At 37.2% G+C, this 15,261-nt stretch carries 7 protein-coding genes; all 7 read left to right on the forward strand.

The window, feature by feature from the left end; genetic code table 11:
• The first annotated feature begins 40 nt into the window (after positions 1–40).
• The 7 genes from BC781_RS12930 to BC781_RS12960 all read left to right on the forward strand — a co-directional run bounded on the left by BC781_RS12930 (position 41) and on the right by BC781_RS12960 (position 15,250).
• Entirely contained in the window at positions 41–4,177 is a 4,137-nt protein-coding gene (locus BC781_RS12930) for a hybrid sensor histidine kinase/response regulator transcription factor (protein ID WP_109618350.1), read from the forward strand.
• A gap of 52 nt (positions 4,178–4,229) precedes the next feature.
• Positions 4,230–4,556 carry a hypothetical protein gene (locus BC781_RS12935; protein WP_109618352.1) on the forward strand — a complete coding sequence of 109 codons (327 nt, stop codon included), beginning with the start codon at positions 4,230–4,232 and terminating at the stop codon, positions 4,554–4,556.
• 726 nt (positions 4,557–5,282) lie between these two features.
• Complete coding sequence (locus tag BC781_RS12940; protein WP_109618354.1) at positions 5,283–7,907, forward strand: glycoside hydrolase family 3 protein; 2,625 nt, start codon at positions 5,283–5,285, stop codon at positions 7,905–7,907.
• 101 nt (positions 7,908–8,008) lie between these two features.
• Positions 8,009–11,080, forward strand: a complete 3,072-nt coding sequence (locus BC781_RS12945) for a SusC/RagA family TonB-linked outer membrane protein (protein ID WP_158281463.1) — start codon at positions 8,009–8,011, stop codon at positions 11,078–11,080.
• Positions 11,081–11,092: 12 nt separating this feature from the next.
• On the forward strand, positions 11,093–12,556 hold the full coding sequence (locus tag BC781_RS12950) for a RagB/SusD family nutrient uptake outer membrane protein (protein WP_211323797.1): 1,464 nt from the start codon (positions 11,093–11,095) through the stop codon (positions 12,554–12,556).
• Between the two features lie 23 nt (positions 12,557–12,579).
• Positions 12,580–13,806 carry a PKD domain-containing protein gene (locus BC781_RS12955; RefSeq protein WP_146201684.1) on the forward strand — a complete coding sequence of 409 codons (1,227 nt, stop codon included), beginning with the start codon at positions 12,580–12,582 and terminating at the stop codon, positions 13,804–13,806.
• A gap of 100 nt (positions 13,807–13,906) precedes the next feature.
• The gene (locus BC781_RS12960) at positions 13,907–15,250 is read left to right on the forward strand and encodes an endo-1,4-beta-xylanase (RefSeq protein WP_158281464.1); all 1,344 of its coding nucleotides are present in this window, start codon (positions 13,907–13,909) and stop codon (positions 15,248–15,250) included.
• Positions 15,251–15,261 lie beyond the last annotated feature (11 nt).

A 15,261-nucleotide genomic window follows, 5' to 3' on the forward strand; every position in this document is an offset into this window, starting at 1 on the left:
CCAATAATACATCATGCTTTTTGGGACTTGAAAGTGAAGAATGAAGACTAACCATCAATTTTTTAAAGGATTTCAATATCTATTTTTAATCACCTTTTTATTTGGCCAAAACCTTCTTTGTGCACAGCATAACGATTTCCAACATTTTATTTCTTTTGAAGAAAATATAGCGAATCGTCCGATCAATTCTTTTCAAGAAGATCATTTGGGTTATTTGTGGATTGGCTCTTATGGTGGCGGACTTTACCGTTTTGACGGACATAATTATGATGCTTTTCATTTCGATTGGCAAGATTCAACGTCTTTGAGTAGCAATTTTGTTCAAGCCATTTTTGAAGACAGCCAGCAAAGGCTATGGGTAGGAACAGAAAAAGGATTGAATTTGTATCAGAAAACAGCGCGTAACTTCCAACGAATAGAACTTTCCTTTCAAGGATTCCCAGTCTCAGTCGCTTGTATTTCGGAAGATTCTGATCACCAAATTTTAATAGGAACACATAGTTTTGGTTTGGTAAAAATCAATCCCGAAACTTTTGAGATTCAAAGAATTTGGAAGCCTGAAGGAAGTGACAAATCAGACCCGAATGTATATGATATTGTTTTCGATAAAGACGAAACTGCATTTTTAGCTACAAATCAAGGCTTATTAAAATATTCCAAAGACTACGAACATTTGTATTATCCGTCTTTTGCCATGAATCATTCTGAGCTAGTACATCAAGCTTTAGAGTCTATTTATTTGGATAAAGAAGGCAAATTGTGGTTAGGGACTTTTGAGAATGGGCTGTACCAAGTTAAGCTGAGTCAGCATACAGGAAAGCCGTTGGTTACATTGAAACATTTTGATTTGACCAGTAACCGAGTGATGGATATTGCAGAAACGGAAGGCGATGGACTTTGGTTTGCTACAGAAAATGATGGACTATTTCTTTTCCCTAAAGGAAAAAAAGAAGCTATCCAACTTAAGAAAAATGTCTTACAAAATGCTTCTTTAGAGTCAAACTCAATTTGGGCTTTATATACTTCTGCTCACGATCAACTCTGGTTGGGCTATTATGATTATGGAATAGGATTGTTTGATCCTAATTACTATAAATTTGATAAGATTCAGCATAATCCGATTCATTCGAATTCATTGAAGTCAGCCTCTGTGAATGCCTTGGTTGCTCAAGGAAAAAATGTACTTTGGATTGGTATGGATGGTGGTGGAATTGATAAATATATGATCAATCAGAATCGTTTTGAACATATCAATTCACAAGACCAAACATACATTTCTGGACTGACCAATGATGCTGTTCAAGGTTTATTCTTAGATAGTAAAGAAAACTTATGGGTAGCGTGTTGGGATGGAGGCATTTTTTTCTTAGCCAAAGGAAGTCGGAATTTCATTCATTATAATCATGAAAATACCAATGGTGCTTTAGCGAGTAATAAAGTGATTGGTTTTGATGAGGATAAAGAAGGAACAATTTGGATAGCAACTTTTAGAGCTGGTTTACATTCATATTCTTATGAAAAAAATGCTTTTACACATCACCAAGAAAAGGAAATACGAAGACATCAGATTGACGTAAGTGATGTCCGAAAAGTCTTGGTAGCCCATGATCATAAAATTTGGATAGGCACGACAAATGGACTTTTTCTGATGGATAAAAACGGAGATGATTTCAATATTCGATCTTTCCGAGATGCCGAGAAATTTAAGCCTCATCATCCAAATTTTGATTATGTACTTACACTTTTTGAAGATGCTTCTCACCGTATTTGGGTAGGAACAGACGGGGCAGGGCTTTATTGTTATGACCCTAAATCTGATGCATTTATTTGGTATAACAAGAGTAAGGGGCTAGAGCAAGATATCGTTTGTGGTATTACAGCATCTGAAGATGGGAAATTATGGATCACAGGGAAGTCTGGCGTGTCATTGCTCAATCCAGAAACAGGAGAAGTGAGTAACTTTGGATTGAATGACGGACTTTTTTCTAAAAGCTTCAATTACAATGCAATTCTTCATTCCGATGTACAGAAGAAAGTCTATTTAGGAAACCTTAAAGGGCTAAATATTGTCAAGCCAAGAGCCGTCAATCAGATGAATTCTAAGGTGGTTTCTTACCTAAAAGATTTAAGGATTTATAATCGAATTACTTTACCTCAGCAAGAAAATTCGCCACTGTCAGATGATATCTCTGAGACGGAAAATATTACTCTAAATCATGAACAGAATGTTTTTACCATAGATTTTACGGCCATAGATTTCACAAACCCAGACCGATTCAAGTTTGCATACTATTTGGAAGGTTTGGAAAATGAATGGAATTATGTGAGTAATCAACGAAGTGCAACTTACACCACTTTGGAAAGGGGGGATTATATTTTCCATTTGAAAGCTCTAAACGGTGATGGCGAATGGTCAGAAGGAAAAACATTAAAAATCAAAGTTTTACCACCATGGTACCGAAGTAATTGGGCAATTCTGACTTATGTGATTTCACTGCTGTTGGTTGTTATTGGACTTTCTTATTTATTTCAAATGCGATTTAGAGAGCAAGAAGAACTAATGCGTGAAAGAGAAAAGTTTAAACAAGAGGAAGAACTTCATCAGCGAAAACTTCAATTTTTTACAAATATCTCTCATGAGTTCAGAACACCTCTGACCTTGATCTTAAATCCTTTGAATGATTTGGTGATCAATAAGCAAGTTCCGACAGGAGTTTTCTCAAAATTTCAGACGATTCAACGAAATGCACAGCGTTTGGAGCGTCTGATTAATGAATTGATGGATTTCCGCAAGTTGAATTCTAATAAAATGAAACTAGAGAAATCAGATATTCAGATGATGGATATTGTGAGTGAGGTCAGTTCTCATTTTGAAGAAGAATCGAAAAGCCGTAAAATAAATCTGTTGGTGCCTACACCTCAAGATAGTCCTGTTCAAGTAGACCGAGGAATGGTCGAGAAAATTCTGTTTAACCTTTTATCAAATGCTTTTAAACTGACACCCGATGGTGGGCAAATCAGCATTTCTATTGCTGAACAACAAAAGGAAGAAGAAGGATTGACGAAGAACTATCTCAAACTTTCTGTAGCAGATACTGGGCCTGGTATTTCAGCAAAAGACGTAACGCATATTTTTGAACGCTTCTACCAAGTAGAACATCAAAATAAGTGGTATTACAGCGGTACAGGTATTGGTTTGGAAGTGGTCAAAAGCTTTATGGAACTTCATGAAGGAAGTGTAGAAGTGGAAAGTGAATTAGGGAAAGGAACGGTCTTTCATTTGTATTTCCCGTTGTCTTTTAATGCAGAATATATTCAAAATACTTTAGTGGAAGTACATGAAGTAGAAAATAAACATATAGACTTTACTCCAATCTATAATTTTTCAGAAAATATAGAAGAAGATCGGAAAGCAACAGTACTGATTGTAGAAGACAACTACGAACTCAGAACCTATTTGAAAACTGAACTTGCGTCTATTTATAAAATAATTCTGGCCAAAAATGGAGCAGAAGGAGTTGAAAAAGCACAAAAACATACTCCCGATCTGATCATTACAGATTTGATGATGCCCGAAATGGATGGATTTGAACTTTGTGAAAAAGTAAAGAAAAATCTTAAAACAAGTCATATTCCATTGCTAATGCTTACTGCAAAAACAGCTCTGAAAGATCGGATCAGAGGAATTGATTTAGGTGCTGATGCTTACTTAAGCAAGCCTTTTGATATCATTCACTTGAAAGTCCAACTCAAGCAATTATTACATTCTCGTCAGATATTATTTGAGAAATTCTTGGGAGGTTTTAGCGAAAAAGAAAAACTAGAAAATACCACAACAGCTGACAAAGATTTCTTAAGCCAAGTCATGAAATTGGTTTATGAAAAAATAAGTGACCCAGAGTTATCGGTGGAAGTCATTGCCGAAGGAGTATACTTAAGCAGGAGTCAGTTATACCGTAAAGTGAAGGCATTAGCAGGTGTTTCTGCTACTGAGTTTATTCGCCGAATACGTTTAGAAGAAGCCAAAAAACAGATTCAAGCAGGAAATACGAATATTAGTGATGTAGGCTATAAAGTTGGTTTTTCATCCCCTTCTTATTTTTCGAAATGTTATAAAGAATACTTTGGGATTTTGCCAAGTGATGAAGGAAAGGTAGTTTCAGATAAAAAAATGTGAAGTGACTGTAATGACAAATCAGTCTCTTAAATTTTAAAAAGAAATCTATAACATGAAAAAAGTATTGCTTATCGTTTACTTTTTTACTTTTTCCTCATGCTTATCTACTGATCAAAAGAGTTTTGATGAGAGAGAATTTCTTTATCATTTAAACATAGTGAAAGAACATTATAATTTTGAAAATGGTAAAAAATGGGTGACTGATGAAGAAATTAAAGAGTATAAAAAAAGTTTGTACTACCTCCATAATCTAACAGGCATAAAACCAAATGTAGTCTATTCACTTAACGGTTTACCTTATCGGACTATAGAGAATTTAAATAATGATTTAAAAAGTTGGGAGAATTGGTATGAAATAAATTCATCTGAGAAGAGGTAAGTTATAAAACTTTATTTAGTAAAGTATTTCCCCTCCTCCTTATGAGTCTTGTATGAGGAAATGGAAATCATACAAAACACTGTTTGAAGAGTTAGCGTAGCGATCTTCAAACTGGAATATGAAAAAAGAGTCTTCAGACTCAATATAAAAAAACAGTTTAATTCGAGTAAGTGAAAATAAGCTTTCCGATTATATTCATTTCTCTATTTGTAGATAGTTTCCCAAAACGCTACGAATAGAAAAATTTTACTTTCCAGGAATAAATACTTTTACACTCCTACAAGTTTAGCTCCATTGGAGAAGAAGAAAACGGAGTTTAGTATATCTCAAGATTTCTGAATGTTTTCAATCCCTAATTTTATACACACTCACACTTTTTTACTAGAAGAAATGTAGCCCATGCTTTGCTACACTTTTAGATTTTTTAAATAATGAATAAAAATATCTTGTCAGTGGTGCAAATGATGATGCATTGCATGAAACATATCGTGCAATAATGCGAAAACCACCTCAAATGCGTCAATAATACACTTTCGTGAACGATTCGTTATAGGTGTCAATCGTACGTTTATGTAGCTTGCTCTTGCAAAGAACGAAAACGAGAAAGCCATGAAGAAGCCAACGATCTCTAAAAAGGTGATCATCATTGAGACCTTACTGATCACCTTGTTGATAGTTTTGATCATTGCAATTGTCCGATTTGTATAAAAAGTAAACGACTGACATATGAAACATTTTTTTAAACCTAAAAAGATATTTTTCTTAGCGCTTATCACGATTGTGGTGGCAGGTTCTGCATATACTTTTAATAAGGATGTAGAAAATGAATTGACACCAGAAATGAGAGCTAGACAATTGGTAAGTCAGATGACACTCCAAGAGAAAGTTTCTCAAATGAAATATGATGCGCCAGCCATCGAACGCCTAAATGTTCCTGCTTATAATTGGTGGAATGAATGTTTGCATGGAGTAGGTAGAGCAGGAGAAGCAACGGTTTTTCCGCAAGCAATCGGGATGGGGGCTTCTTGGGATACTACGCTTATATTTGAGGCTGCAACAGCCATTTCAGATGAGGCTAGAGCAAAGCACCATAGATTTATTAAAGAAGGAAAAAGAGGAATCTATCAAGGTTTAACTTTCTGGACGCCCAATATCAATATTTTCAGAGATCCGAGATGGGGACGTGGACAAGAAACTTATGGCGAAGACCCATTTTTGACCTCAAGAATTGGAGTGAATTTTATTAATGGCCTTCAAGGGGATAGAGATGATTATTTGAAAGTGGTAGCAACAGCAAAACACTTTGCCGTGCACTCGGGGCCAGAAAAGTCAAGACACGAAGATAATTATATCACTACAGATAAAGACTTGCACGAAACTTATTTACCTGCTTTTGAGGCTGCAATTATTGAAGCCAATGTAGCGTCGGTGATGTGTGCATATAATAGACATAACGATCAAGCATGTTGTGGAAGTAATCTTTTGCTAGATTCGATCTTAAGACAAGATTGGGCTTTTGATGGATACGTAGTTTCAGATTGTTGGGCCATCAATGATTTCTATTTTCCAAACCGTCATGGCGTTTCTTCAGATGGAAAAGAAGCATCTGCTTTGGCCGTGAAAACAGGAACAGACTTGAACTGTGGAAACACTTATGATCCACATTTGGCCGAAGCTGTTCTTGAGAAAATAATTGATGAAGAAGAGCTAGATATTGCACTTACACGATTATTTACGGCTCGTTTCAAACTGGGAATGTTTGATGATGAAAAAGAAGTATTTTGGGCACAAATTCCTTACGATGTAGTAACAAGTGAAAAGCATTACGCTTTGTCTGAGCAAATGTCTAAAGAGTCGATGGTATTGTTGAAAAATGAAAATAAGCATTTGCCACTTTCTAAAGACTTGAAAAAAGTAGCTGTTATTGGTCCTAACGCACACTCAAAGCAGGCTTTACTAGGGAATTATCATGGTACGCCAAAAACATATATTACACCACTAGAAGCGATTAAAACCAAATTACCAAATGCAGAAGTGGTATATGAAAGAGGAACTGAGATTGCAGAAGGTTGGCCATTACTAACCCCAATTCCTGCTGAAAACTTGAATTGTAAAGGTCAGAAAGGATTAAAAGGAAGTTATTTTACAAATGATAATTGGAACGGAGAACCTGCTTTTGTTCGCCAAGATGAAATAGTAGATTTTGTTTGGATTGAAAGACCAATTGAAGGGCATTTATCAGATACAATGACGGTCAGATGGGAAGGAGAAATAGTGGCACCTAAAGCAGGAAGTTACCGTATTGGACTAAGAGCTTGTAACTCTGGTAAACTTCATTTGAATGGAGAACAAGTATTTGAATTTTCGGATGATCACCAGCCTCAAATGAAATATTATGATATGAATTTGAAGGAAGGAGAAAAGGTAGCCGTTCAAGTTGACTATTACAATTTCCATGCAGACCCACAAGTTCAATTGCTTTGGGGTAGAATGGATGAAGACTTACTCGCTCCTGCCGTAAAGGCAGCAAAAGAAGCAGATGCAGTGATCTTGTGTCTTGGTTTAAGTCCAGATATTGAAGGAGAGGAAATGCCTGTTCTTTTGGAGGGCTTTGACAAAGGAGACCGTTCTGATATTAGATTACCGAAACCTCAGAGAGAGTTACTTCAGGAAATCATGAAAACAGGAAAATCTGTGACATTGGTACTCATGAATGGTAGTGCTTTGGCGGTGAATTATGCGGCTGAAAACGTACCCGCAATTTTGGAGGCTTGGTATCCGGGGCAATTTGGAGGAAAAGCGATCGCAGACGTATTATTTGGAGATTACAATCCGGCAGGTCGTTTGCCAGTCACATTCTATAAGTCCGTAGATGATTTGCCACATTTCAAATCATATGACATGACGAATAGAACGTATAAATACTTCAAGGGAGAACCTTTATTCCCATTCGGTCATGGTCTAAGTTATACGACATTCAAATATTCTGAATTGAATCTTCCTAAAATGCTAGAAGCAGGCAAAAAGGTAAATGTGAGTGTAGATGTAACTAACACAGGAGATTATGATGGCGATGAGGTTGTACAACTTTACGTAAGTATGCCAGATGCAGAATTAGCTCCGATTAGATCTTTAATTGGTTTTGACCGAATTCATTTGAAAAAAGGCGAAACAAAACGAGTTACTTTTAATTTAAAGCCAGAACAACTGAAGGTGATCACTTTGGGAGGCAATAAAATCAATTATAAAGGAACGGTACAGTTTTCGGTAGGAGGAAAGCAAGCAGGGTTTGAAGGAGTAGCAGATGCCTCAAGTACTGAAGTCATAACCGCTAATCTGAAAATGAAATAAAGATAAAAAGTCAGTAAGCGTGCAGGCTTACTGACTACTGCCAAATGCTGTGCAGGCATCGGCAGCTTTTTTAATCAATGTTTATTTTAACGCAAAATACAATGAATTGTAATCAACTTAAAGTGATTTTGCCTCAAAAATGGCATAGAGCACTCATTTTTTTGGGAGTGTTTATGCTAAATGTCTATTCGATTCCGCTTCTGGCAGAAGGCGTACAAGACAGGGTGATTAAAGGAACGATCACAGATGGAAGTGACGGGACATTCTTAGTAGGTGCATACGTACTTTTGAAGGGAACTTCTACAGGAACAATCACCGATTTTGATGGTGAATTTTCTATTAGTGTACCTCAAGAAGGAGGCGTTTTGGTTTTCAGTTCTGTAGGGTATAAATCTCAAGAAGTTGAGGTTTTAGGACAGACTGAGATAAACGTAACACTTGAAGTAGATGTACAGCAGTTGGAAGAAATAGTAGTAGTTGGTTATGGTACACAAGAAAGAGCTAAGGTAACTGGTGCAGTAGCTACCGTAGGTTCAGCAGAAATTACTTCAGTGCCCGTTTATACGGCAGATCAAGCCTTACAAGGTAGAGCACCGGGGGTAATGGTGAGTAATAATGGTTCTCCCGGAAATGACCCGATTGTTCAAATTCGTGGAGTGATGGGTACAAGCGGAAACTCTCCACTGATTGTTGTTGACGGTATTATTGTACAAGGTTTAGGAGATCTGAACCCTTCTGATATCGAAAATATGACAGTATTGAAAGATGCTGCTACAACAGCAATTTATGGTGCACAAGGTGCAAATGGTGTTGTTTTGGTCACTACGAAAAAAGGAAAGACAGGAGAAATTACAATTGATGTAGATGGATACACAGGAGTGCAGTCCGTGAATCAACGTTACAATGTAATGAACAGAGACGAGTATATTCAATATGCGGGAATGTGGGAAAATCCTGCCTCGGGAAGATTGGATAATCCGAAGTTTATGGATATCAGCAAATACGATACAAATTGGCAAGATGAGATTTTCCAAACAGGGAAAATTGAAAATTATAATGTTGGCCTTTCGGGAGGTTCTGAAAATGCAACTTACCGAATCAGTACAAATTACATGAATCAAGATGGTGTTCTAAAAAATACAGGTATCGAAAGATATATGTTTAGAGCCAATTCTTCTTATACCAAAAACAAACTAAATGTAAATCAAACGTTTTCTGTTTCTTATACAGATAAACAACCCGAACAAACAAGTGGAGGACGTTCTGCCTTAGAACATGCCATTAAGATGCCTCCATATTTGACAGCTTATAATGCCTCTAACTTAGGCGGTTTTCAAGGTACTGACGTAAAACTAGATGGGCAAGATGCCGAAAACCCTTTAAGAGTATTAGAGCATACGCAAATCTCTAATCGAAGAGTAAATATGCTCGGTACACTTTCAGCCGAGTATGAAATTTTACCAGGTTTGACTGCCAAAGGACAGGCGGGTATGGATTATTTCAGTTATAAAAATGAGCTTTTCTCAGCGGCTTACAATGATGGTTCTGCGCTGTCTCGTGATCGAGCATTGATAGAAAGAGCCTATGGTGAGCACAGCCTTTTGACATTGATAGGGCAAATGAGTTACATAAAATCATTTGGCAAACATAATATTAATGCGATTGCCGTAGCGGAACGAATTGAAAAGAAATCTTCGAATGCAGGAATGTCTAGCTTTAATGAAATTACAAACGAGATAGAAAACATAACCAATGTTGATCTGACAGGAGGTTCTTTCGAAACTATATATGGAAAATTGGGCTATTTAGGCCGACTCAACTACGATTATGATGGCAGATATTTATTTGCTGCTTCTTACAGATATGATGCTTCATCAAGGTTTGGAACAAATAATAGATGGGCTGGTTTTTATTCCGTTTCCGCAGGTTGGAATATCGCAGACGAAGCCTTTTTCCCAGAAACAGATGCCGTTTCTCAGTTGAAACTTAGAGGTAGTTATGGTTCAGTAGGAAATGATAATATTGGAGATTACCGCTATTCTGCATCTATTATGACGGGTAATCACAACTATATTTTCCAAGGAAATAATGGATTGTATCAAACTCCGGGTTCTACGGCTGGAAACTTACCCAACCCGAACTTGAAATGGGAGACGACATTTATGACTAACATAGGTATCGACTTAGGTTTGTTTGAAGATCGTTTTACACTTTCGGCAGAATATTATAAAAATGAAAGTAATGATTTATTGATCAATGTTTCACAAGTTTCTTCGATTGGTGGAGTTAATTCAACACAAGCCAAAAATGCAGGAGGAGCACAAGTAAGTGGTGTGGAAGTCAATTTGGGGGTGAAAAACTTTGACAAAGCCTTTAAGTGGTCAGCCAATCTGAACTTGAGTACCATGAATAATAAGGTCAATGATTTGGGTGGAGAAACTTTGTACGAAGGCTATTACGAAAACAATGGTTCTATTCTGAGAAGTGTAGAAGGAGAGCCACTACGCCATTTCTATGGCTATGAAGTAGCGGGTATTTTCAGGTCTTGGGAAGAAATTTATACTTCAGCAGAACAAACCAACAATACAGCTCCTGGAGATATCAAATACAGAGATCAGAACAATGACGGCGTGATCGATGAAAATGATAGAGTTGTGATCGGTAATCCTACACCAGATTTGGTTTTTGGTTTTAGTCTAGATTTCTCATACAAAAACTTTGACTTGAATATGTTCTTAAACGGAACCTATGGAAATGAAATCTACAACACTACTTTATGGTATTTGGAAGGTGGACAACGTTTCTTCAATGCCGAGCCGAAGATGTTGAATGCTTGGACTCCAGAAAATCCAGATTCAAATGTCCCACGTCTGAATAGCTCTGGAGATAACCTTCGAACATCAGATCGATTTGTGGAAGATGGTTCTTATGTGAGGTTAAAAAATATCACTTTAGGATATACGATTCCGAGTCAGAAAATCTCTAAATACATTTCAAGATGTCGATTGTATATGAGTGCCCAAAATCTTTTCACACTGACAAATTACAGTGGTTTAGATCCTGAAGTAGGTGCTGCTGCTGCAAGTGGAAATAACCCTGCTGAAATGGGAATCGACAGAGGGAATTACCCAACACCTGTCACAATTATTGGCGGACTACAACTAAACTTTTAAATGGTGATGAAAATGAAACGATTTAATATTCTATCATTGTTGATTGTGTTTTTCGCAAGCTCATGTAGTACAGACTTTTTAGAATTATCAAACCCAAATGATCTGACTGATGAGACTTTTTTCAAGAATAAAGCACAGTTACAGTCTTCAGTAGATGCAGCATATGCCAATATGCAGTCGAAGGGTTTGTTTATTCGTCATTTCTTCTTCATGCACGATAACATGGCGCATGAAGTATCTCTGAACCCTCAGCACGAGACAGATAAAAGACAGTATTTTGATTTCAATTTTGATGCAAACCATCAAGGGATTTTTACCTATTGGGACAATTGTTTCAGAGGAATCAATAAGGCGAATTTTGTCATTTCTAATCAAGACAAATTTGAGAATGTCACGCAAGATGATATCAATAGAGCTTTAGGTGAAACGTACTTTATGAGAGCCTTTTATTATCATCTGTTGGTGACAAGGTTTGGCGGTGTGCCTATTTATACAGAGCTGACAGATATACCACAGCCAAGAGCTACGAAAGAGGAAGTGTATGATTTCATTTTTGAAAACTTGAACTATGCCACAGAGCTTTTACCAGATCGTTTGAATACGGATGGAGGTAGAGCAACTGTAGGAGCCGCTTGGGCACTCAAAGGCAAAATGCATTTGTATTTGGGAGAATGGCAAGCAGCAAGAGATAGTTTTGAGAAGGTGACAGGTTATAACTTGGTAGCTGATTATATGGACAACTTCTTGGAAGAAACGGAATATAATGAGGAGTCTATATTTGAAGTTGGGTTCACTAGAGAGTTTGGGTGGTCTGATGCAGATACTTGGTGGAATGAAGACGCTTCTGGTATGCAGTATGTATCTCTTAGAGGACAGGAGTATGGTTGGAATGATTGGTTTAATTCTTATCCTAGTGATGATTTGCTTGATGAATATGAAGACAATGACCCAAGATATGTAGCCAATTTCTATACTGATGGAGAAATGTTTAATAATGGTACAGAGGTAGTAAGCTTACCAGATCATAGAGCCGCATGGAAGAAATACCAAAACTATTACCAACGTCCGAATGAAGAAATTGCTTCTGGGATCAACCACAGAGTCATCCGATATGCAGATGTCCTTTTGATGTGGGCAGAAGCGGAGAACGAGTTGGGCAATACTTCTAAGGCCGTTGAACTTATGAATCAAGTACGTGATCGTGTAGGTATGCCTCGTTATGGAACATCAGAAATGAATGTTTCTTATCCTGTCGGAAACAAGCAGCAAATTTTTGATGCAATTGTTCACGAACGAAAAGTAGAGTTGGCAGGAGAGCAAGTTCGTCTCAATGATTTACTACGTTGGAATCTGGCAGAATCTTTCTTAGCAGGAACAGGATTTGTGAAAGGAAAACATGAACTGTTGCCTATTCCTCAGAAAGAAATTGATGTAAATCCAGTCATCGATGAAGCAGACCAAAATCCAGGCTATTAATTTTTAATCTTATGAAATTCACTATGAAAAAGATAGCGATATATTTTAGCTCACTCTTACTTATAGGGCTGTTTTACAGTTGTAATAATTCAGAAGATGAGCCAAGTTTAGAATCCGTTGTAGCACAGTTTACAGCGACACCAAGTGAAGAAAATCCGAACTATATTGTTCTAAATAATACTTCAACAGGCTCACATGTACTAAGCTCTTGGAAGTTTAAAGAAGATGGTCCTTTTGTGAGAGGAAAGTTGGGAATGGATACCACCTATTATCCAAATGAAGGGACATACAAAGTCACGCTGTATTCGGGTAATGATTTGGGATATGATTCCACTTCTCAAGAGATTGTCATTAACCAACGCGATCCAGATCTTCCACCTGTAGGTGGTGATAGTTTCTTACTCTTAGGTGATTTTGAAGATGGCGAAGTAGGAGATTGGAATGCATGGGGGCAAGATGTTTCTGTAGTCGCAAACCCTGCAGCAAATGCCGTTAATCCATCAGATATGGTGTTGAAAATGACACAATCTAGTGCTTGGGAGAATAGTGCTTGCCGTCAAGTGGCTCAAGTCAATGGTAAAACCACAAAGATTGTTGTAGATGTTTACTTTGAACAAGCAGGAGATCTTAAGCTTCAAATTGAAGGAGATTTTAATACAGGTTATTTCCAAGGAGTACCAGCGGGAGAATGGGTGACTTTAGAGTATGATATTGAAAATGAAGTAGATGATAGTACAGAATATCCATGGATTCTTTTTCAAGGAAATACAGGAGGAAGTTATTATATCGATAACATAAAATATTATGCCTTAGATGTTGGAGGACCTGGAGGTACAAATTATGGCGATTTCGAAGATCAGCAAGTCGGAGAATGGAATGCGTGGAGTCAGCCTGTGTCTGTTGTGGCAAATCCGTCACCATCTGCAGAAAACAGTTCTGAATTTGTGCTGATGATGAGTCAAACAGAGCCTTGGTCTTCAAATGCCGTTCGAAATGGTGAGATTGTAGGTATAGCTGCAGATAAAATTACGATTGATGTTTACTTTGAAGAAGCGGGGTCACTAAAACTCCAATTAGAAGAAAGCTTTGAAACAGGCTATTTCCTTGATGTAGAAGCAGGAAAATGGCAGACGCTAGAGTATGATCTAAAAGATCAGATTGATCCTAGCATTACGTATCCTTGGGTAGTGATTCAAGGGAATACAGCAGGTAATTACTATATCGATAATATCACCTATCACGAATTGTAGTCTTTATTATAGATCAATAAGATTACATTTTTCAGAGTAAATGCAGTATCCGAAACGGATATGTAGTTTAATTTTTTTAAACATTAAAAAAGAAGCAATCATGAACACAAAGCACATTCTAGTTCTATTTGCTTTCCTTTTAGCTTTCACAAGCTGCGAAGAAAACAAGGAGAGAAGCATTACGCTAGCTCAGCCAGAAATATATAATGTGACCAATCTTAAAGCGAATAGTTTTAAAATTGAATACACACAAATAGTCAATGCTCAGAGTTATGAGATCAGTTTGGCTACCGATGAATCTTTTACAGAACTTGTCTCGCCATATGAAAGCGTAAGTGTGAAGGATGATAATTATAGTTTTACGGACTTACAGGCCAATCAGACCTATTACGTGAGAGTAACCGCAGAATATCAGGAATTGAGATCTGAAAGTTCAGTGGCAGAAAAGGTAACTACTCTAGTGGCCGATGATGTAGAGCCAGATACAGCACTAAAAGAAGTCGCAGAGTCATTCCACGTAGGTATGGCCGTTATTACTGAAAGGTTGAATGGTACACATCATGAGATTTATCAGAGAGAGTATAATCAAATTACTGCAGAATGGGAGATGAAAATGAATATTATGTATCCAACAGAAGGACGTTATGATTTCACTGCGGCAGATCAATTGGTGGATTATGCCGAAGCAAATGGAATGAGAATTCACGGTCATGCACTTATTTGGCATGCTGCTACGCCTACTTGGGTTGAAGATTTTGCAGGAACTGATGAGGAGTTTGAAACAATGGTAGAAGATTACATTAAAACTACCGTTTCTCGTTACAAAGGTCGAATCGTATCTTGGGATGTCGTAAACGAAGCAGTCAATGATAGTAATGGCGAATTGAGAAATACAGTTTTCCTTCAAAGAATGGGCGCTGATTATATCCAAAAATGTTTCCAATGGGCTAGAGAAGCTGATCCAGATGTATTGCTTTTCTACAATGATTATAACCTTTGTTGGGATCAAACAAAACTAGGTACAGTACTAAATCTGATTGATGACTTTCAGACTAATAATGTCCCTTTAGATGGAGTTGGTTTCCAAATGCATATCAGTTACAATGGCCCTTCTAAAGCTCGAATTGCAGAAAATACGAAGCTCGTCACAGACAAAGGTGTTTTACTTCATTATTCAGAATTAGATGTGAAAGTAAACCCAGACAATGACATTTCTGAATTGACTGAAGAAAGAGCATTTGCACAAAAAGACAAGGTAACTGAAGTTGTAGAAATCTATAATGCAATACCAGAGGGAAGCAAGTTTGCTCTCACAATTTGGGGATTAAGAGACAATGAATCTTGGATTCCTAATCAACAAGGACATGCCGACTGGGCATTGTTCTATGATGAAGATTTTAATATCAAGAAAGCACATACGGGTTTCCTTGAAGGACTTGAATAATTCATAAATAA

The sequence above is a fragment of the Sediminitomix flava genome (genome assembly GCF_003149185.1).
GTDB classification, from domain to species: Bacteria; Bacteroidota; Bacteroidia; order Cytophagales; family Flammeovirgaceae; genus Sediminitomix; species Sediminitomix flava.

Excerpts from the sequence above, each read along its gene's own strand:
- BC781_RS12930 (WP_109618350.1), top strand. The coding sequence starts at position 41 with ATGAAGACTAACCATCAATTTTTTAAAGGATTTCAATATCTATTTTTA.
- BC781_RS12935 (WP_109618352.1), top strand. The coding sequence starts at position 4,230 with ATGAAAAAAGTATTGCTTATCGTTTACTTTTTTACTTTTTCCTCATGC.
- BC781_RS12940 (WP_109618354.1), top strand. The coding sequence starts at position 5,283 with ATGAAACATTTTTTTAAACCTAAAAAGATATTTTTCTTAGCGCTTATC.
- BC781_RS12945 (WP_158281463.1), top strand. The coding sequence starts at position 8,009 with ATGAATTGTAATCAACTTAAAGTGATTTTGCCTCAAAAATGGCATAGA.
- BC781_RS12950 (WP_211323797.1), top strand. The coding sequence starts at position 11,093 with ATGAAACGATTTAATATTCTATCATTGTTGATTGTGTTTTTCGCAAGC.
- BC781_RS12955 (WP_146201684.1), top strand. The coding sequence starts at position 12,580 with ATGAAAAAGATAGCGATATATTTTAGCTCACTCTTACTTATAGGGCTG.
- BC781_RS12960 (WP_158281464.1), top strand. The coding sequence starts at position 13,907 with ATGAACACAAAGCACATTCTAGTTCTATTTGCTTTCCTTTTAGCTTTC.